The organism is Paenarthrobacter sp. NPDC057981, assembly GCF_042886835.1.
In the GTDB taxonomy this organism is placed as follows: domain Bacteria; phylum Actinomycetota; class Actinomycetes; order Actinomycetales; family Micrococcaceae; genus Arthrobacter.
The window spans coordinates 92,443-111,286 of record NZ_JBHVQI010000016.1; the positions used below are offsets into that span (position 1 = coordinate 92,443).

Genomic DNA, 18,844 nt, shown 5'->3' on the forward strand with positions numbered 1-18,844 from the left:
GTTGCCCCGATTACTGCTCCGGTGAACGTTGGTTCGGTTGGTGCTGGTGTGTTGGGTGATTCCTCGGCCACGAGCACGGGTTCGAACGGCACCACTGGTAGCACAGGCAGCACGTCAGGTGCCAGCACTTCCGGTTCTGATGGCGTTGGTTCGGGGACTCAGGTTGTTGCCCCGATTACTGCTCCGGTGAACGTTGGTTCGGTTGGTGCTGGTGTGTTGGGTGATTCCTCGGCAACGAGCACGGGTTCGAACGGTACCACGGGCGGTACAGGCAGCACGCCAGGTGCCACCACGACCGGCTCCGACGGCGTCCTTGCAGGTACGCAGCTGATCGTTCCGATCACCGCTCCCGTCACCATTGGCTCGACTTCGGTGGGCATCGGTGGCGGTTCTGCCGGCAACGTAACCCCTCCGGTTGTCACCCCTCCGGTAGTTACTCCTCCGGTTGTCACCCCGCCGGTAGTTACTCCTCCGGTTGTCACCCCGCCGGTAGTTACTCCTCCGGTTGTCACCCCGCCGACCGAAACCCCGATCACCGGAAGCCCCTCGACCGGTGGAGAAACTGGTGATGATGAGCCCATCGGTGGCCCCGTAACGGGCGGCGCAACGAACGGTGGCGCTGCTAACGGAAGCCTCACGGGCGGAACCATCCAGACCGCGGGCAGTGTTCACACACTGGTTGCTACCAAGGGTTCCGTGACCGCGGCAGCGTCCACCGCCGTCGGAAGTGCCAACACCTTGGCTGCAACTGGTCTGAACAACGGCTTCGTACTCTGGGCGGGAGCCATGCTCCTCATGGGCCTGGTACTGACCGCCCTTGGTCGTCGGAAGGCAGTAGCCAGCCGTCGCTAGGGCTGAGCGGTAATTCCGCTTCGCATCCAGTTGTTGCGGCTCCGGTCCTCGGAGCCGCAACAACCGCGTGTCAAACCCGCGCACCCGTTGCCGCCGATCGCACCCGTAACCTCTGGTGCGCCGAGCGCGTACGGGTGCGCGCCAGCCCACGAAAGGGTGCGTCGGGCGCGTACGGGTGCGGGCCAGCCCACGTAAGGGTGCGCGCCAGACCACGAAAGGCAGCGGGGCACTTCCCCTGGTCCTAGGATGAAAGGGATGACCACCACCCAAGCAGACAAGAGCTTCAGCCTTCGCAGTGTTGCCCTCCCGGCTTTCGGGCCGGCGCTGCTGTTCTGTATCGGTGAAGGGGCGGTCCTGCCGGTCATTGCGCTTTCGGCAAGGGACCTTGGCGCGTCGGTGGCCGTTTCAGCGTTGATCGTGACGCTCATTGGACTGGGTTCGTGGGTCTTCAACATCCCGGCCTCGATCATCACCGAGAAATTCGGCGAGCGATGGTCGATCGTCGGTGCCGGTGCTTTGGGTGCCATGGCGCTTGGCGCGGCAGCGTTTGCCCCGCAGCTTGACCACGGGCTCTGGCTGTTGGCGGCATCCATGACATTGGTGGGGATGTCCGCCAGCGTCTTCAACCTTGCCCGGCAGAAATTCCTCACCGAGGCCGTACCGGTCATCTTCCGCGCGCGTGCCCTGTCCACTTTGGGCGGCGTCACCAGGATCGGCATCTTCATTGGACCGTTCGTTGGTGCCGGCGTGATGCAGTTCGCGGGCATCAGCGGCGCGTACTGGGTTGGCTTCGCGGGGATGATGGCGGCGGCAGCCTTATCGCTCACCATCCCGGATCTGGTTGCGCCCGAGACGTCCGACGGCGGCCCGCGCCCTCCGGCGTCGACGCTGCGGAGCGTCGCGGCATCGCATGCAGGGGTGTTCCTGAGTGTCGGTTTCGGCATCCTGCTGCTGAGTGCACTGCGTGCTTCGCGACAGGTTGTGATCCCGCTGTGGGCAGAGCATCTGGGTCTCGACGCCACCCACGCCTCACTGCTGTACGGCTTGTCCGGAGCGATCGACATGCTGGTCTTCTACCCGGCAGGGAAACTCATGGACAGGAAGGGCCGGCAATGGGTGGCCGTTCCGTCCACGGTGATCATGGGATCTGCGCTGATCCTGATCCCGTTCACTGCCGGCTTTGTCCCGTTGCTTCTGGTCGCGTTGCTGATCGGCTTCGGTAATGGAATCAGTTCAGGGCTGATCATGACACTGGGCGCTGACTTCTCGCCGGACAACGGGCGCAGCCACTTCCTGGGAATCTGGCGATTCATCGCGGACTCTGGCGCCACCGGGGGACCTGTGCTGCTGTCCGGGTTGACGGCTGCGGTCTCCCTCTCCGCCGGTATCTGGGCCACAGGGATACTGGGCTTCGCAGCGGCAGTGGTGTTCGCCGTCGCAATTCCACGGCTGAAGCACCGCCGCAACTACTGAAGGCCAGGCTCACGCAGCAACGGGTTGCTTCCACGCCTGGCCGGGCACCTTGCCCGTCACCAGAACCACAGCAACCACCAGCAGGACCAACCCCCATGTAGCGTTGACCGCGCCAAGGGCCGTGCGCATCACCACGAACGGCGGAATGATGGCCAACACAGTCGCAACCACGATCCTCCACATCGCAGGCCGATAGGCACCTGGGGCCAGTGCGGTGCTTGCGAGCTCCAGACGCACCAAGGGCATGGAGACCAGCAGCACCAAGGCCCACGCCGCCACGTAGAAGACCGGCCGGCTGAGCCACCAGTCTGCACTCGCGGGCTCGGGGAAGGGCAGCCGCAGGAGCAGGGCGATCCCGAACATCGCGATGATCAACGGCAAGTGCCACAGATAGATGGTCATCGCCCGGCTGCCCACGACGAACATCACCTTCTGGACCCAGCCGAGCTGCACGCACCGCTGCAGCACCGGGTAGAAGGCCTTCACCAGCAGCACATGGGCCAGCCCAACCAGGATCAGGGGAAACATGGGTGGGTTTTGGCTGGTCAGCATGTCCACCGGGTAGGGACCCGAATGCGTCAACAGCACCAACGACGCATAGCAACCAGCCGCAGCAAGAACCAGCTGCCAACGCGCAAACCGGTCAAAGAACCCATCGGCGTAGAAGAACCCCAGCTGCTGCAACATCCCCCATACGAACACCATATTCAGTAGCCCGATCGGGTTTGAGTCCAAGCCCCAGGGATTGTGCTCCAAGCCCAAGCGGAAAACATCCACGACGACGGCGCCCGCGGCCAACGCGGCGACGGTCCGGTACGGTGCGGCCTGGTGAAGTTTCGCCATCGTGGGCACCATGGCCTGGCAGATCAGGTACGCGGCAAGGAACCATAATTGCACCCCCGTGCCCGCAGCGATGACGGCGAGCAGATCGCCCGGCACGCCGGCCGCCGTCGCACTCCACAACGCAAGGGTGAGGAACGCATACAACGCAACGGTAGGACGAACCAGCCGCAGCACACGGTTCCTCAGGTAGTCACCGGCGTCACCGCCCTTTCGACGCAGGCTTCGCCACGATGTCAAGGACGCGAAACCGCCCACAACGAAGAAGAGCGGCATGACCTGGCCAAACCACGTGCCCTGTGCGAACCAGCTGAGGGAGGTCAGTGGGTTGTCCACGCCGATGCCGGAGTCGTCCACGCTGATGCCCATCATGAGCAGATGGACTGCAACTACGGCAAACATGCAGGCTACCCGGATGAAGTCCACTACGAGGTCACGTGACGCAGGGAGGCCAGGGGTGTCGCCGAGCAAACCGGGCTTCAGGGTGGAAGACATGGGGGCTCCTGGAGATATCCATTATTTGTCCATCGATTGGAGTAACTGTAACGCACCAGAGCAGATTCGTCGACGTAATTCACGGAAACGTTGGGCGCGACCGGGTCAGGATCGGCCTTTCCCGTCGTAGCCTAGTGGGGAGGACCCGGCCAATTTCCCGAGTTTGAGGCAGTGCATCGAGGGGTCCCCGCCATATCCCACCAATCAAGAACGGAAGCGCTGATCGCTATGCACATCAGGGAATTTTGGAATCAGCTTTCTCCTCAAACGCAGCAATGGCTCATCGATAATCCCGGCAGCGTGATGGTGCCGCGGACTGTTACGACCATCATTAAGGAACAAACCGGCGACGACAGTGCCGTGGATATCCATGGGGCCACCGTGCTGACGGATGAGGACCGCGCCTTCATCCGCGAGCAGGCCCGCCGGGTGCGCAGCGACGCTACCGAGGGCTGAAGCAGGCGGCGGTGCGCCGCCGTCGAGCCTCTAGTTCTTACGGGCCGCCAGGCCGAACAGCCACGTACCGCCAAGCGCTGATAGGTATCCAGCGATGGCTATGAAGGCTGTGCCTGCCCAGAAGTAGTCGATGGTGCTGTCGGCGCTGAGTCCTGGCATCACCTGCAGCAGTGAGTAGCCGGCGATCATCAAGGCGATCAGGAGGGCGGCGACAGTAAGCCATACCCAGGCCCGGGATGCGGCCCAATGCTCGCCGTAGCCCTTCCAAACGTTCCAGCTGCTTCCGGTGCGCAGAACAAGCCAGCCAGCGGGGAGCATTATCGCGGCCACCACCAGGAAGGCGGCGATGACGTCGGCGGGGCGGTGCCACTGGTTGATGAGGGTGGAGACACCGGTGGCCACAGCGAAAGTGCTTCCCAGAAAGCCGGCCAGGGGACGCCAGCGGGGGGAGACCATGAGAAACACAGCTGCCGCAGCCGACGCGGCAAGGGTGGTGTGACCCGAGGGGAGTGAGTTCAACTCCAGGGTCTGTACTCCGCGGTCGGGGCGGTCGGGGATAAAGAACTTGAGGACCTGCGTGGCCAAGTTGGCGGCGACACAGGCGGCAACAGCGATTCCCGCAGCCCTCCAACGGCGCCGGGCGACGGTCACGAACAGCACCATGACAGTGGCAATCGCGAGGGAAAGCAGGGGGAGCATGTCCAGGAATTCAGTGGAGGCCCGGCCTGCCGTTCCGCTGAGGGCTGTGGCTTCCACCAGTGCCGACTCGTCGATGAACTGGCCGGGAGTGGTTCGCACAAAGAAGTAGTACGTTGCCGCGAGGCCCACGATGCTGGCGATGGTGGCCAGGCAAAAGAGAAAACCTGTGCCACTGCCTGCGGCGCGCGCTTCAAGCGGCCGTTTGCTCGACCTCCCGCTGGTGCGGAATTGCTGGGAACTCATTCTGTCTAGACTGCCACAATTCGCTGGACGCCTCATGTGAATCGGAACCCAGTGTGGCGGGGGTCAGTGAGGCGCAAGCAACAATTCTGTGACACTTGACACGTGTTAGGTGGCAGGCATACGCTTCCTAACACGTGTTAGGGAAGGAAAATGACATGTCGGGAACCAATGGGGCTTTGCGCGAATTCACACGTAGAAGTGCCCTCACAGCCCTCGGCGCCGGAATTGTCGGAGTGACTGCGGCGTCGTGGCCGCGCTTGACCGGCGCCGATATCCCGGGCCGGGGAGATAACAGCCTCAGCATCGCCATCATGGGCACCGCCGCAGACGCCGCAGCCCGCCAGAAGGTCATCGACGCCTTCGCCAAGGTCCACCCTGAGATCAAGGTCAAGGTCCAAGCAATCCAGGCCGTGGACTGGAAAGACTTCTTCACCAAGATCCTCACCATGGTGGCCGCCGGGACTCCGCCGGACGTTGTGTATGTGGCAACGGAGGGCGCGCAGCTTTTCGCCGAGAAGCTTGCCCACCCGTTGGACGAGTACCTCCGTCGCGATGCCGAGCACATGAAGGAGTACTTCGCGGACGTCCACCCCAGCCTGGTGGAAGCCTTCATGTACAAAGGCAGCCTGTTCCAGCTTCCCATCGACTGGAACGCCGCCAACATGTACTACAACACCACGGCGCTCCGGCAAGCTGGCTTGGAGCGGCCGTCGGACAACTGGACGCACAACGACTTCCGGGCCACCCTTGCCGCCATGAAGAAGGCGAACCCCAAGGACTTCACGCCGTACTACTGGACCAACAGGCTCTTCGGCGGAGTGGTCCCGTGGCTCTACGCCAATGACACGAGTTTCCTCAAGGAAACCAAGTCCGGCGGCGGCGAATGGTTGTGGGACGGCTTCTATGCCAACGACCCTTCCCGAGGCCTCCGCTCCGGCGGCTACCAGTGGCTCGAACCCAACGCCGACGATCCCCGGGTCTTCGAATCCTTCGACTACCTCCGCGGGCTGGTCAAGGACGGACTCGGCGTCCGTCCCGAGGAAGGCGGCGGAAGCTCACTGATCGGTCTGTTCGCCTCCAACCGCATAGGTACGACGCCGGCGGGCGGCTATTGGGTCCAAGGCCTCGATGAGGCGGGGATGACAGAGGACGGATTCGACGTCCAGTTCTTCCCCAAGTGGCGGACCCAGCGGCACCAGTTCGGCACCGCTGGCTATGCGATCATGAAGACCGCCAAGGACAAGGACGCCGCCTGGGAATGGGTGAAGTTCAGCTCGAGCCTTGAGGCCATGCGGATCGTGTTCCCCACGCCGAACACCACACCCGCACGCCGCTCGATGGTTAACGAGCAGCTCTACGCGGGAACGGGGCCCCGGCATTGGAAGGTCTTCTACGACACCCTGGACCGTTTCCCCACCACAGGTCCCATTCCGGCGCCACCCCAGCAGGCCGCCGTCGAGACCGCCCTGATGAAAAACGTAAGCCTGGCTGTCAGCGGTGACGAGCGCCAACTCAAGGACGCGCTCAACTCCATGCAGCGTGACCTTGAACTGGCCCTGAGGAGGCAGCCATGAGTGCGGCAACAAGTACAGCTACGGGGACTGGCAGCGAGCCGGGCCGCCGGCAAGCTGCACGCAAATCCCCGCAGGATTCCAAAAGGGGCCGTGTCCAGCAGCGCTGGCTCCCGTGGGCCTTCCTGGCGCCGACCATTGCGGGCATGGGCATCTTCACGTTGTTGCCTATCGTCGCCTCGATCGCGCTCGCCTTCTTCCGCTGGGACATCATCTCGGCACCGACTTTTGTAGGGTTCGACAACTTTGCCGAGGTAGTCCAAGACCCCACCGTCCGGGTGTCGTTCCTGAACACCATTGTGTTCGTCGTGGTTGCCGTGGCGCTGCAGCTCGCCTTGGCCCTGGGCCTGGCCATCATGGTGCAGGAGAAGCTGCCGTCATGGCTGAGGGTGTTCTTCCGTTCGGCCTTCTTCTTCCCACTGATCCTGTCCGCTGCGTCGGTGTCGATCTTCATGCGCTACCTGTTCAACGAGCAGTTCGGCGTCGTGAACTGGTTGTTGTCGATCGTCGGTATCCCAGGGGTTCCGTGGCTGACCACGCCAGGTGGGTCGGCCGCCGTCGTCATTCTTGTTTACGTATGGCAGAACTTCGGTTTCTCGTTCCTGCTGTTCATCGGCGGTCTCGCGTCGATTCCGGTGGAAACCTACGAGGCCGCGTCCATTGACGGGGCGACGGGTTGGCGCAAGCACTGGTACGTCACCCTGCCGCTGCTGAGCCCCACCACGCTGGTGGCCTCGGTGATGGCCATCATCAACGCACTGCAGGTGTTCGACCAGCCCTACGTCCTCACCCGGGGCGGACCCGGCGACTCGACGCGCACCGCCGTGATGGTGATCTTCGAGTCAGCGTTCCAGCGCCTCGAATTCGGCCAGGCCTCCGCGATCGGCGTGATCCTGACGCTCATCATCATGGGCATCACCGCCCTTCAATTCCGGCTCAGCAAACGATTCGTCTTCTACCAGTAAGGCCCGCCATGACCACCATCCAAGAACGTGTCACCACCACGGCGCCCGTAGTCACCCGGAGGAAGCGCGACTGGTCAGTGGCCGTGCGCGTCATCGTCTTGCTGATCGCGTCCGTCTTTGTCCTGGGTCCCGTCTTGTGGACGTTGTCCACGTCGCTGCGTCCGCCGTCGGAATCCTTCCAGCTGCCGCCCGCCTTCCTGCCGCTCAATCCGGACCTGACCTCCTACGAGCAAGTGTTCAAGCAGCTCAACATCGTGGCGCTGGTAGTTAACAGCGCATTGGTGACCGGGTTGATCGCGGTGGGCCAGATGATCACGGCAGCCCTTGCCGGCTACGCCTTCGCGCACCTCCGTTTCCGTGGGCGCGGGGCGCTGTTCTCGATCGTCCTGGCCACCATGATGGTGCCGGCGCAGGTGACGATCGTCCCTGTCTTCATGCTGATCCGCGGCGTCGGCTTGTCGGACACGCTGCTCGCGCTGATCATTCCCGCCATCCCGACGGCGTTCGGCACCTTCCTGATGCGCCAGTACTTCCTGGGGTTGCCGGGAGAGCTCGCTGAAGCGGCCGCCATCGACGGCGCCTCGCCGTGGCGGACGTTCCGTTCCGTGTACGCGCCGTTGGCCATGCCGGGCCTGGCAATCGTGGGCATCCTGGCGTTCAACTTCCACTGGAACGAGTTCTTCAGGCCGCTCATCATGACCATCTCCGAGCAGAACTTCACCTTGCCGCTGGGTCTGGTGTCGCTCCAGGGCAACCTTGGCACCGGCAGCATCTCCGTGGTCCTGGCCGGCGTTGTCCTCTCCATGATTCCCGCGCTGGTGGTGTTCATGTTCGGCCAGCGTGCGCTGCAGGACGGGCTCACCGCAGGCACGGGCAAATAGTTTCTTCTTCATTCCGAAAGGGGTTCCGTTGACGGACCTTGCACTCTCTGATTCCCTGTTGGCCGCCTCGACGCACCCGGACCCTGCCTTCCCGAGGTTCCACCCGCGTCCGGCGCAGGGCTGGATCAACGACCCCAACGGGGTCAGCTTCATCGACGGCCGCTACCACGTGTTCTTCCAGTACAACCCCTTGTCCGCCCGGCATCACCAAATCCAATGGGGCCATGTGAGCTCCCCGGACCTGGTCCGCTGGGAAGAACACCCGGTGGCACTGGTTCCCCAAGCGGGCGGGCCGGACTCTGCGGGGTGCTGGACTGGCGTGGTGACCTCAGATGGCGGCGTGCCGACTGCCGCATACTCCGGTGTGCAAGACCACGGCGGTCACTCGCAAGTGGTGATTGCACGAGGGTCCTCGGATCTGGTGACCTGGGAGCAGGACGGACACGTCGCTGCCTCCATGCCCGCCGATCCTCTGGTTACCGCTGTGCGTGATCCCTTTATCTTCCACTTCAACGGTGCCCGCTATGCCATGCAGGGTGCCGGACTGGCCGACGGGCGCGCCGCCTTGCTGCTGTACACCGTGGAATCCCTTGACGATTGGAAATACCAAGGGATTTGGCTCACCACAGCCAACCCTGTCGCAGCCGAGCACACGCCGGCCGAGATTTGGGAGTGCCCACAGTTGGTGGAGGTGCCGGTAGCCTCCGGCGGCTCCACGTGGGTCATGATGTTCTCGCTGTGGCTCTCCGGCGACGATCACGAGCACGCAAACGGTGTGGGGCACTTGATCGGTTCTCTTTCGGCCGATCCCGAGACCGGGCTGCCGGTGTTTGCTCCTGTCTCGGGCGGGAAGTCCGACCTTGGCCGCGACTTCTACGCACCGCAGATCGTGCAGCTTTCTTATGGTTCTTCCGCTTCGGCTTTGCTGTTCGGTTGGGCCAACGAAGGCCCCGGACGCGACGGCCGCCGTGGCCGCACGCAGGAAGAAATTGACGACGCCGGATGGTCGGGTGTTTTGACGTATCCCCGCGTTCTGTCTGTGGTTGACGGTGCGCTGGCAGTTGCTCCTGCGCCGGAGATCGGGGCTTACCGGGGTGCTTCAGTGGTTTCGGGGGCCAGCGGATCCGTGGTGGTTCCAGGGTTTGCCGAGGTGCTGGTGTCCGGTTCCGGCACTGTTTCCCTGGAACTGGGCGCCGGTTCTCAGGTGGTCTATGCAGGTGATCTGGTCGCGGGGGAGGAGCTTCGGATCTTTATCGATGCCTCGCTGGTGGAGGTGTACCGTTCCGGTTCAGTGGCCACCACCGTCCGGGCCTACCCCGCGCCCGGGGAATCGTGGACACTTACCCTTCCCGATGGCGCGACTGCCGAGGTGTGGGAGTTGGCACTGCCTCGCTGAGCGGGCCTCGCAACGACGGGCTCAGCGTGGTGCTGGGCCCGTCGACTCACGCACCACCAAGCGGCAGGGGACAAGCGTCTCCATGGTGGGGGCCGCCGTCGTACTTTCCTCGCCCTCAATGGTTCGCAAAAGTGCTGTCATGGCCGCCTGGCCGATCTCCCGCAACGGCAGGGCCATGGTGGTGAGTGCGGGGACCATGGTGCTGGCAATGCGGTGTTCATCGTCGTAGCCCATGATGGACAGGTCGCCGGGAATGCTGAGGCCCAGACGCGACGCCGCCAGCGCAACCCCTATGGCCAGGCGGTCGTTGGCGCACATGATGGCGGTTGGCCGGTCGCCGGGATCCACGTCGTCGAGCAGGCGCATGGCCCAGGTGAAGCCGTCGTTGATGTCCCAGCCTGCGTGTGTGATCCGGTCTTCCCTGAAGCTGACCCCGGCGCGGGCAAAGGCGTCCCTGTAACCCTGCACGCGAAGGGGAGCCGCAGGGTCTTCACCGGCGCCGGCCACAAGAGCAATATCCCGGTGGCCCAGTTGCAACAGGTGTTCCGTGGCTTCGCGGCCGCCGGTGACTTCGTCCGGGATGACGTGGTGAAGCTGCGGTTGGGGGTGTTCGTCGTAGCAGTTGGCCAAGACCGAAGGGACGCGGAGCATGCCCTGGGGGATCTCGATTGGCTTCAAGCCCACGGTCACATACATCAGGCCATCAACCTGCCGGTCCAGGAGGGTTTCGATGGCACTGGCATCCCGGGCGGCATCGCTTTCCGTGTCCATGACAACGGTGACGAAGCCACGGCTGCGCGCTACGTCGTCCGCGCCGCCGATGATGTTGCCGTCGAAAGGACTCACCACAACGGCGTCAGAGACGATGCCAATGACACGTGACCGCTGGTTCCTCAGGCTCAGGGCGATGGCATTGGGGGAATAGTTCAATTCCTGCGCCGCTAAGCGGATGCGGTCCTGGCTTTCCTTGGCCACGTTTCCGTCGCCGCGCCCATTGAGGACCAGTGAGACCGCACTTCGGGACACGCCGGCCCTCTTGGCGACGTCCAATGCGGTGGCCTTGCGGTTCATCGGCTTCCTCTCCTGGCGCTTAGTCAGCAGTCTACCTAACGCGTGTGAGGGCGCATTACTGGCTCAGGCCCCGTAGCCCATGCCCGAGAAAACGGAGCGCATCAACTCCATGCTTTTGAGGCTGGCCAGGACCATGTAGAGCAACCACCCTGCAATCAGTACAGCCATGGGCACCCATCCGCGTCTTGGGGCGACTTTATTGAGCACCACCGTGCGCCCGATCATGTACACCAGGCTGCCCATGTACATAAAAGCCCAGGCCCAGTGAAATGGCCGAACCACCCCTTTACTTCGCAGGCTCCGGTAGTCGAAGAATGCCAGGACAACCGATGCCAGGTAGACAAATGCCAAGGACCCTATGATCAGGAAGTACCCGGCGTCCAACAAATACGACGGATCAGGAACGGGATCGCCTGTGGATGATGTCACGAAGCGGACCTGTGGGTTCCATGCCAGGACGAGCACCGCTGGAAGCAACGGCAGCCCGGCGACGACCCAGACGAAGGCGTTGTACACCGGAGTCCCCGGGCGGAGGGCTGGGCGCTGGTTGAGCAACGGCGAAGCCGGTGGCCCTATATGTTGTGTCCAGGCCGAGCCATCCCACCAACGGAAGTACCGTGGGTCCGCAGCATCGGCGTACCAGCCAGGTTCCGGCGTCGTGGTGGGACTCGAAAGCGGGCCCGGCGCTGAGGCGTCAGTCATTGCGTCCCTTGGGCGTTAGGCGTTTACGGAGTAGCCAATCTGCGAGTAGATCTGCGACATGAAATTGGCCATCCAAATGCCCACCACGATCAGCGACACAATGTAGGTTCCGATCATGGCCCAGATCGGGGCGAGACCCCGGCCAAGAGCTACCTTCCGAACGATCACGGTCCGGCCAATGATGTAAACCGTGGGGCTCAGGAAGCACCAGGCCCAGTGGAACGGTCGGATCACTCCCGAATTCGCAAGGCGCTGGCGATCAAGGAACGCGAAGAAAACCGATAGCCCGTACGTGACGAACCCGACGCCCTGGAGCAAGAAATATCCGGGGGAGTAGATCGACGTCGGGTCGACGGTGGTGGTGCCTTGGCGCGTTGTGATGATGCGGAACTCTGGCTGCCAGGTGAGCATCAGGAGGAGCGTGACGAGCGGGAGCAACGTGATCGCCCAAATGAACGGGTTGTACACCGGCGTCTGGTTGCTGATGAGAACGCGCTGGACAGGCATGGTCTGCGCCGTGGCTGGGGCAAGATGCGGTGTCCACTGCACACCGTCCCACCACCGCATCCGCTGAGGGAATGACGGGTCCGGGTACCAACCGGGAGGCGTTGTTGAACCGGGCATCGCTTGACTCATGTTTCCCCCACATCGTGTTGTGACTTCGAGAATATCGCGGTTGCTGCCTCTCGGTTGTCAGGTGACCTTCCCCAGAGCTTATGTGGCGGTGTATGGATGGAGCATGAGCTTCTTCGACGACCTCCCCGAGGCCCCCGCCGGGCTACGTGAACCGCAGCTGAGCCGGCCGGCATGGTCCGGGCCGCCGTCGGACGAGCTGCCGGGCATGGTGCCTTCCGGAGGCTTTGTACTCCGCGGCCCCAACGCGGTAGTGGCGCTCAAAGCGGTCGAGGTCTTTTCCACGGGATGCATTCTGGATCTTGTATGGTCCGTGCGGCGCTCCGAAGAGTCCGAATCGGGGTGGCGGGAAGTGATGGAGCGCGGCTTCGAGCGACCCGGCTTGCCGGGCATCCTCATCGGGGTTGCGCTGCCCGATGGTCGCAAAGCCTTCGCCGGGGATCCTTCCATGGTGGAAGGCTCCCTCGACATTCCAGGACCCGTCCTGGTGCCGCGGGAAGGCGGTGGCAGCAGTGCCGATGACGAGCAGGCAGAGGGTTCTGCCCAGTATTGGTTGTGGCCGCGGCCCGCCGAAGGTGACCTGCAGATCGTTGCAAAGTGGGATGATGCGGGGTTGCCGGAGGGCTCCCTGATTGTGCCTGCTGAGCCTCTTGCCCGGGCCCGCGAAGAAGTGCGTACGTACTGGTCGGAGTAGTTTTCCACATAGCCCACTTTCCTTCGCAGCGGCGTGAAAGGCCGCCGGTACAGTGGCAATATGCCTGAACGCCTCCCTGAGCTTGAACATCTCCTTGATTCCGCCTATGTGGTCTCGTTGCCCATGCGCGTGAAGTTCCGGGGCATCATGGAGCGCGAGACTCTTCTGTTGCGCGGGCCGCGGGGGTGGGGAGAATTCTGTCCTTTCCCGGAATACGACGACGACGAATCCTCCCGGTGGTTGGCGGCCGCCTTGGAGGCGGGCTGGCTGGGGTTCCCGGCACCTCTGCGGGCCGAGGTTCCGGTTAATGCGACGGTTCCGGCAGTTTCTGCTGATCGCGTTCCCGACGTCCTGGCCAGGTTCGGGCGCGTGGATGCTGTCAAGATCAAGGTCGCTGAAAAGGGACAACAACTGTCCGACGACCTCGCGCGAGTAGCAGCAGTCCGCCGGGAGCTTCCTGAGGCCGCCATCAGGGTGGATGCCAATGGCGGGTGGGACGTCGAGGAAGCCGTTGAAGCACTCAGGGTGCTGGCTCCATACGGGCTTGAATACGCCGAACAACCTGTTCCCACCATTGATGGATTGGCTGAGGTGCGGCGGCGGGTATCTTCCACGGCGACCCCTGTCCGCATTGCCGCGGATGAGAGTGTGCGCAAGGAAGATGACCCCTTGCGTGTGGCACGCGCTGGCGCGGCCGACCTCATCGTGGTCAAGGTGGCGCCCCTCGGGGGAGTGCGGCGGGCCTTGGCCATCGTCGAACAATCCGGGCTGCCCGCCGTCGTCAGTTCCGCCTTGGACACCTCCGTGGGTATCCGCGGGGGCCTGGCGCTCGCGGCAGCACTTCCAGCGTTGCCATATGCCTGCGGGCTGGGAACCGTTTCGCTCTTCGCCTCAGACATCACTGCGGATCCGTTGGTAGCCGACGACGGCGCCATCCGGTTGCGGGATGTCAGCGCCGACGCCGGGCTGCTGGAGCAGTTTGCGGCCTCCGGGGAACGCCGGGATTGGTGGCTGGACCGGCTCCGGCGCGTCCACGCCGTCTTGGCCACGGACCGGCACGGGTTGTTCACCGGGTCTTAACCGGGCAGACCACTCAGCTTTGGATTGCGCTGAAAGGCTCGTCGGGATCCTCGTACACACTCTGGAAGGTCCCCCCATGTCTGAAACCACCGGCCGCAAGTTCCCGCTGCTGCCCATGCTCGGCCACACCAAGGGTAAGCGCAGTGCGGTGACGTGTGCGCTCAAGTGCGACAACGCCTGTGCAGGCGACGTCTGCAACACCAGCGCCAACGGCTACTTCCGCGATATTGCCTCCACGGCGATGTCCCGCCGCGCGGCACTGGGCCTCGGCGCAGCAGGAGCGCTCGCCGTCGTTCTTGGAGGTGCCGTGACAGGTACCGATTCCGCCGTCGCCGATGCCGGTAACGGACTGTCCGACGCTGCAAGGAAGGGCTTCGACAAGTCCAAGCTCCAGTTCACTGCCATCAAGCCTGTCGATGCCGCCGTCGATGCCTTTACCGTTCCGGAGGGCTTCGGCTGGAACCCCATCATCCGCTGGGGTGACCCTCTGTTCGCGGACTCACCCGCCTTCGACATCACCAAGCAGACGGCCGCAGCCCAGGCACGCCAGTTCGGCTACAACAACGACTACACCGACATCCTGCCGATCCCCGATTCCAAGGATCGCCGTGCCGTGCTCTTCACCAACCACGAGTACACCAACGAGAACATCATGCTGCCTGTCGGCTTCGATGCTGCGGAAGCACGCGCCATCGGCCGCGCCGCACATGGCCTTGCAGTCGTGGAGCTGGAACGCAAAAACAAGAACAAGCCGTGGAGCTACGTTCAAGGTGCTGCCCTGAACCGGCGTTTCCTCACCGACACGGTCTATGAACTGACCGGTCCGGCTGCAGGCACCAACCTGGTCAAGACCATCGATGACCCGGCCGGCCGCTACATCAAGGGCACCCTTGGCAACTGCTCGGGTGGCACCACCCCCTGGGGCACCATCCTCTCCGGTGAGGAAAACTTCAACGGCTACTTTGCAGCACCCGGAACCAGCGACGGAGACAAGCGCTACGGTCTCTCATCGAAGCCGACCACCCGCCAGTGGGAGCTCGACGAGCCACGTTTTGACACCCGCAACTCCGGATATGCCAACGAAAGCAACCGCTTTGGCTGGATCGTCGAAGTTGATCCGTTCGACCCCACCTCCACTCCCCGGAAACACTCCGCCATGGGACGGTTCAAGCACGAGGGCGCCAACGTCATTCTTGCCCCGGACGGCCGCGTTGTGGCCTACATGGGTGACGACGAGCGCTTCGATTACCTGTACAAGTTCGTCTCCAAGGGCAAGTACCAGCCCGGCGACTCCAAGGCAGCTCGCAAGAACAACATGAGCCTGCTCTCCGAAGGTGACCTGTACGTGGCCCGCTTCACCGGCGACTCGCCTGCTGCCGAGATCGATGGCAGCGGCAAGCTCCCCGCCGACGGAGCGTTCGACGGCTCGGGCGAGTGGCTGCCGCTGGTGGTTGGCGGTGCCTCGGCGGTGCCCGGTATGTCCGTGGCCGAGGTTCTTGTCTACACCCGTCTGGCCGCGGACAAGGTTGGCCCCACCAAGATGGACCGCTGTGAGGACGTCCAGCCCAGCCTGCTCACCGGCAAGATCTACGTGGCCTGCACCAACAACTCCGATCGTGGCAAGGCCGGCAAGGAAGGCGCGACGGAGGTCAACCCGCGCACACTCAACCGGGACGGCCACATCGTGGAAATCACGGAAGGTCCCGGCCAAACCGGGACCAAGTTCAACTGGACCCTCCTGCTGGTTGCAGGCGACCCCTCCAAGAACAGCTCCACGTACTTCTCGGGGTTCCCGGCCGACAAGGTCTCGCCGATTTCCTGCCCGGACAACGTGGCGTTCGACTCCGTAGGCAACCTCTGGATCTCCACCGACGGTGCTCCGTCAACCATCGGCTACAACGATGGTCTGTTCAAGGTCACCCTCGAAGGCCCGGAGCGCGGCAAGGTGGAACAGTTCCTGGCCGTTCCCCGCGACGCCGAGACCTGTGGTCCGATCGTCCACGACGAAGAGCGCACGGTGTTCGTCGCCGTCCAGCACCCGGGCGAAGAAGGCACGTTCGACGCGCCCCACTCGTACTTCCCGGATTACGTACCCGCCGGGGCCACTCCTGCGCCTGGTGCGGTGCGGGCACCCCGCCCGTCCATCGTGCAGGTGTTCCGTAAGTAACTGATCCGCTGAAGCGCTCCCTTATCTCTGGAGATAGGGGAGCGCTTCGGCGTTCCTGACGCTCGCTCACGTTCCGCGTGTTTTGGGCGCACGCTCGCTCACGTTCCCGGACTATGGCGGGCTGCGCGACACCGGCGTAGGGTCAATCCCACCATGACTGAACAGCAGCCGTATGATCTGGTCAAGCGCTATCCTCACTTCGAACTGCGCCGGTATCCGGCGCATGTTCTCGCGGAGGTTCAAGTGCATGCCGCGTTTGATCGCGCCGCAAACGAGGCCTTCCGCTCCCTCTTTAACTACATCAGCGGCAGTAACAAAGCCCGGCAGAAGCTGTCCATGACCGCGCCCGTTCTACAAGAGAACGCATCATCCGAGGAAATGGTCATGACGGCGCCCGTTCTGCAGAGCGGTCCTGTCCCGAGAGGCGAAGTCGAAGACTACGTCGTGGCTTTCGTCCTGCCGCCTGGAGTGACAGTAGATAGCGCCCCTGTCCCCGACGAACCCAGGGTCAAAGTCCGCGAGGTACCAGGGTCCCTGACGGCTGTCGCCCGGTTCTCTGGGAGTGGATCAGCTACAGCGTTTCAACGCCATAGTGTTGCGCTGCTTGAGGCCCTCCAACTGGCTGGCCTGTCGCCTGCAGGGGCTCCGCGGTTCGCACGTTTCGATCCTCCCTTCAAACCATGGTTCCTCCGCCACAACGAGGTCGTGATCGACGTCGAAGAGCCCTGACCGCGGAGATGTGCGTGAGGGTTGGCCGGAAGGTGGGGGGATGTGAGCGAGCGTTGGGGAAGGACGAGCGCCCATAGACTGGAACGGTGACTTCCCAGGACTTTCTGACATCCATCGCCGCCGCCCGGATCGCCGTTACTGCACTGCTCGACGGCGGCGTGCGGCACGCGGTGGTGGCCCCGGGTTCGCGGTCAGCGCCGATGGCGTATGCGCTGGCTGAAGCAGAAGCGGCTGGCCGGATCCGACTCCATGTCCGGATTGATGAACGCGACGCGGGATTCACCGCGCTAGGCCTGGCCCTTTCGTCCGAGGCTCCCGTCGCCGTCCTGACGACCTCCGGCACCGCTGTGGGAAACCTGCTGCCGGCTGTGATGGAAGCGAACCATTCGGCCGTTCCGGTGGTAGTCCTTTCGGCGGACCGCCCCGAGGAACTCCACGGTACCGGGGCGAACCAGACCACCGTCCAACTGGACCTTTTCGGTGAGCACGTTCGCTTCGCCGTCGATGTCGCCGCGGGGGAGAATCCGCAGAAAGCGGTGGCCACCGCGCTCTACGCCGCCACGGGCGCACTCGAGGACACTCCGCCCGGGCCCGTCCAGGTGAACCTGGCGTTCCGCGATCCGCTGATCCCGGGGGCGGGAGACTCCCTGCCGGACGCACAAGGACACGGCGTGTTCCACTACGACGCCGGCCCCCAGGCTTTGGACCTTCCGGCGGCACCCAGCGACCTCCCGGAGCGTCGCACCGTGGTCCTCGCAGGCCACGACGCCGGTCCCGTGGCCGAAGCCTTCGCCCGCGCGCACGGCCTTCCATTGCTGGCGGAACCGTCCTCGAACGCCCGCTTCGGACCCAACGCGGTGGGGCCGTACAGGGTGTTGCTGGAGCACTTCGGTCCGGGTTCGCCAACCCACATCGAACGCGTGGTCCTGTTCGGGCGGGCCACACTGTCCCGCCCTGTTGCCGCACTCCTGGCACGCGAATCCGTGGAATCCGCGATCTACCAGCCCGTCCCGGTCGCTTGGTATGAGGCCGGTCGCCGCCGCGAAACACCTGTCGAGACGCTCCCGGAGCTGGCAGATTTCGCAGGCCGCGGGCCCGCGGAATGGCTGGACTCCTGGCTTCTGGCCGGGGCCGCTGCCCAGCATGCCCTGGACGGAGTCCTCGCGGGGGAGCGTACGGCCAACGGTCCCTCCGTGGGTGCAGCCGTGTGGGAACACTCGCGCGGGCAACTGGTCCTCGGCTCCTCCAACGGCATCCGCGACGTCGACCTCGCCGGCCAACCGCACCACGAACCCATCGCCACCGTCTACGCAAACCGCGGCCTCGCCGGCATCGACGGCACCATCGCCACGGCCACGGGAATTGCCCTGGGCAGCGGACGCGAAACCACCGTCCTGCTGGGCGATGTCACCTTCCTGCACGACGCCGGCGGACTGCTCCTGGGCCATGGCGAACCCACTCCGGACCTCCGCATCGTGGTGCTCAACGACTCCGGCGGAGCTATCTTCAGCCTTCTCGAACACGGTGCGGTGGAAGACTCGGGCGCCTACGGCACCGCCGTCGAACGCCTCTTTGGCACCCCGCACTCAGTGGACATCGCGGCACTCGCGGCGGCGTACGGCGTCGGGCACCAAGCGGTCAGTACGACGGCGGAACTCGCCGACGCACTCAAGGCACCGCTGAAGGGGCGCACCATTGTGGAGGTGCGGGTGGACCGGGCAGGGCTGCGTGGACTTCATGCCCGGATCAAGGACGCGATCAGCGGGGCTGTTGGCCAGGTTTTGACAGCCGGTTGAGCCCTTTCCCGGTAGGACGTGATTGAGCGTCGGCGGCAAAGGGGCGGGATGTGAGAGAGCGTTGGGGAAACGGAAGGCGGGCGGCACCCTTGCTGGGTGCC

General features: G+C 64.0%; 16 protein-coding genes and 1 pseudogene. 12 read left to right on the plus strand and 5 right to left on the minus strand.

What is annotated here, in order from left to right; translation table 11 throughout:
- Together ACFVSI_RS15085 and ACFVSI_RS15090 are read left to right on the plus strand one after the other, a co-directional pair.
- A pseudogene (locus ACFVSI_RS15085) lies at nt 1-852 on the plus strand (cell wall anchor protein); the annotation flags it as partial.
- 255 nt (nt 853-1,107) lie between these two features.
- A complete protein-coding gene (locus ACFVSI_RS15090) occupies nt 1,108-2,325 on the plus strand; it encodes an MFS transporter (protein WP_387825146.1) in 1,218 nt (405 codons plus the stop codon).
- Between the two features lie 9 nt (nt 2,326-2,334).
- Here ACFVSI_RS15090 and ACFVSI_RS15095 read toward each other — a convergent pair whose 3' ends face one another.
- The gene (locus ACFVSI_RS15095) at nt 2,335-3,660 is read right to left on the minus strand and encodes an acyltransferase (protein ID WP_387825149.1); all 1,326 of its coding nucleotides are present in this window, start codon (nt 3,658-3,660) and stop codon (nt 2,335-2,337) included.
- Nucleotides 3,661-3,888: 228 nt separating this feature from the next.
- Between ACFVSI_RS15095 and ACFVSI_RS15100 the strand changes: the two genes are divergently transcribed.
- On the plus strand, nt 3,889-4,116 hold the full coding sequence (locus ACFVSI_RS15100) for a hypothetical protein (RefSeq protein ID WP_387825152.1): 228 nt from the start codon (nt 3,889-3,891) through the stop codon (nt 4,114-4,116).
- 30 nt (nt 4,117-4,146) lie between these two features.
- Here ACFVSI_RS15100 and ACFVSI_RS15105 read toward each other — a convergent pair whose 3' ends face one another.
- Complete coding sequence (locus ACFVSI_RS15105; RefSeq protein ID WP_387825155.1) at nt 4,147-5,058, minus strand: phosphatase PAP2 family protein; 912 nt, start codon at nt 5,056-5,058, stop codon at nt 4,147-4,149.
- Nucleotides 5,059-5,213: 155 nt separating this feature from the next.
- On the opposite strand from ACFVSI_RS15105, the gene ACFVSI_RS15110 reads away from it, so the two are divergent.
- The 4 genes from ACFVSI_RS15110 to ACFVSI_RS15125 are packed head-to-tail and all read left to right on the plus strand — an operon-like array spanning nt 5,214 to nt 9,871.
- On the plus strand, nt 5,214-6,632 hold the full coding sequence (locus ACFVSI_RS15110) for an ABC transporter substrate-binding protein (RefSeq protein ID WP_387825158.1): 1,419 nt from the start codon (nt 5,214-5,216) through the stop codon (nt 6,630-6,632).
- Entirely contained in the window at nt 6,629-7,594 is a 966-nt protein-coding gene (locus ACFVSI_RS15115) for a carbohydrate ABC transporter permease (RefSeq protein ID WP_387825161.1), read from the plus strand. The genes ACFVSI_RS15110 and ACFVSI_RS15115 overlap by 4 nt, the downstream gene beginning before the upstream one ends.
- 8 nt (nt 7,595-7,602) lie before the next feature.
- A complete protein-coding gene (locus tag ACFVSI_RS15120; RefSeq protein WP_387825164.1) occupies nt 7,603-8,475 on the plus strand; it encodes a carbohydrate ABC transporter permease in 873 nt (290 codons plus the stop codon).
- 28 nt (nt 8,476-8,503) lie between these two features.
- Nucleotides 8,504-9,871: a glycoside hydrolase family 32 protein gene (locus tag ACFVSI_RS15125; RefSeq protein ID WP_387825167.1), complete on the plus strand. Its 1,368-nt coding sequence runs from the start codon at nt 8,504-8,506 to the stop codon at nt 9,869-9,871.
- Nucleotides 9,872-9,892: 21 nt separating this feature from the next.
- On the opposite strand, the gene ACFVSI_RS15130 is transcribed toward ACFVSI_RS15125, so the two are convergent.
- The 3 genes from ACFVSI_RS15130 to ACFVSI_RS15140 all read right to left on the minus strand — a co-directional run bounded on the left by ACFVSI_RS15130 (nt 9,893) and on the right by ACFVSI_RS15140 (nt 12,268).
- Complete coding sequence (locus ACFVSI_RS15130) at nt 9,893-10,942, minus strand: LacI family DNA-binding transcriptional regulator (protein ID WP_387825170.1); 1,050 nt, start codon at nt 10,940-10,942, stop codon at nt 9,893-9,895.
- A gap of 63 nt (nt 10,943-11,005) precedes the next feature.
- Complete coding sequence (locus tag ACFVSI_RS15135; RefSeq protein WP_387825173.1) at nt 11,006-11,644, minus strand: DUF2510 domain-containing protein; 639 nt, start codon at nt 11,642-11,644, stop codon at nt 11,006-11,008.
- A gap of 15 nt (nt 11,645-11,659) precedes the next feature.
- Complete coding sequence (locus ACFVSI_RS15140) at nt 11,660-12,268, minus strand: DUF2510 domain-containing protein (RefSeq protein WP_387825176.1); 609 nt, start codon at nt 12,266-12,268, stop codon at nt 11,660-11,662.
- 115 nt (nt 12,269-12,383) lie between these two features.
- Between ACFVSI_RS15140 and ACFVSI_RS15145 the strand changes: the two genes are divergently transcribed.
- The 5 genes from ACFVSI_RS15145 (at nt 12,384) to menD (ending at nt 18,743) form a co-directional block, all read left to right on the plus strand.
- Nucleotides 12,384-12,971: a hypothetical protein gene (locus ACFVSI_RS15145; protein ID WP_387825179.1), complete on the plus strand. Its 588-nt coding sequence runs from the start codon at nt 12,384-12,386 to the stop codon at nt 12,969-12,971.
- A 60-nt stretch (nt 12,972-13,031) separates the two neighbouring features.
- Complete coding sequence (locus ACFVSI_RS15150) at nt 13,032-14,051, plus strand: o-succinylbenzoate synthase (RefSeq protein ID WP_387825182.1); 1,020 nt, start codon at nt 13,032-13,034, stop codon at nt 14,049-14,051.
- Between the two features lie 76 nt (nt 14,052-14,127).
- A complete protein-coding gene (locus ACFVSI_RS15155; protein ID WP_387825185.1) occupies nt 14,128-16,218 on the plus strand; it encodes a PhoX family protein in 2,091 nt (696 codons plus the stop codon).
- Between the two features lie 153 nt (nt 16,219-16,371).
- Nucleotides 16,372-16,947: an SOUL family heme-binding protein gene (locus tag ACFVSI_RS15160; RefSeq protein ID WP_387825188.1), complete on the plus strand. Its 576-nt coding sequence runs from the start codon at nt 16,372-16,374 to the stop codon at nt 16,945-16,947.
- An 86-nt stretch (nt 16,948-17,033) separates the two neighbouring features.
- Entirely contained in the window at nt 17,034-18,743 is a 1,710-nt protein-coding gene (gene menD, locus ACFVSI_RS15165; RefSeq protein WP_387825191.1) for a 2-succinyl-5-enolpyruvyl-6-hydroxy-3-cyclohexene-1-carboxylic-acid synthase, read from the plus strand.
- Nucleotides 18,744-18,844 lie beyond the last annotated feature (101 nt).

Excerpts from the sequence above, each read along its gene's own strand:
- ACFVSI_RS15090 (WP_387825146.1), top strand. The coding sequence starts at position 1,108 with ATGACCACCACCCAAGCAGACAAGAGCTTCAGCCTTCGCAGTGTTGCC.
- ACFVSI_RS15095 (WP_387825149.1), bottom strand. The coding sequence starts at position 3,660 with ATGTCTTCCACCCTGAAGCCCGGTTTGCTCGGCGACACCCCTGGCCTC.
- ACFVSI_RS15100 (WP_387825152.1), top strand. The coding sequence starts at position 3,889 with ATGCACATCAGGGAATTTTGGAATCAGCTTTCTCCTCAAACGCAGCAA.
- ACFVSI_RS15105 (WP_387825155.1), bottom strand. The coding sequence starts at position 5,058 with ATGAGTTCCCAGCAATTCCGCACCAGCGGGAGGTCGAGCAAACGGCCG.
- ACFVSI_RS15110 (WP_387825158.1), top strand. The coding sequence starts at position 5,214 with ATGTCGGGAACCAATGGGGCTTTGCGCGAATTCACACGTAGAAGTGCC.
- ACFVSI_RS15115 (WP_387825161.1), top strand. The coding sequence starts at position 6,629 with ATGAGTGCGGCAACAAGTACAGCTACGGGGACTGGCAGCGAGCCGGGC.
- ACFVSI_RS15120 (WP_387825164.1), top strand. The coding sequence starts at position 7,603 with ATGACCACCATCCAAGAACGTGTCACCACCACGGCGCCCGTAGTCACC.
- ACFVSI_RS15130 (WP_387825170.1), bottom strand. The coding sequence starts at position 10,942 with ATGAACCGCAAGGCCACCGCATTGGACGTCGCCAAGAGGGCCGGCGTG.
- ACFVSI_RS15135 (WP_387825173.1), bottom strand. The coding sequence starts at position 11,644 with ATGACTGACGCCTCAGCGCCGGGCCCGCTTTCGAGTCCCACCACGACG.
- ACFVSI_RS15140 (WP_387825176.1), bottom strand. The coding sequence starts at position 12,268 with ATGCCCGGTTCAACAACGCCTCCCGGTTGGTACCCGGACCCGTCATTC.
- ACFVSI_RS15145 (WP_387825179.1), top strand. The coding sequence starts at position 12,384 with ATGAGCTTCTTCGACGACCTCCCCGAGGCCCCCGCCGGGCTACGTGAA.
- ACFVSI_RS15150 (WP_387825182.1), top strand. The coding sequence starts at position 13,032 with ATGCCTGAACGCCTCCCTGAGCTTGAACATCTCCTTGATTCCGCCTAT.
- ACFVSI_RS15155 (WP_387825185.1), top strand. The coding sequence starts at position 14,128 with ATGTCTGAAACCACCGGCCGCAAGTTCCCGCTGCTGCCCATGCTCGGC.
- ACFVSI_RS15160 (WP_387825188.1), top strand. The coding sequence starts at position 16,372 with ATGACTGAACAGCAGCCGTATGATCTGGTCAAGCGCTATCCTCACTTC.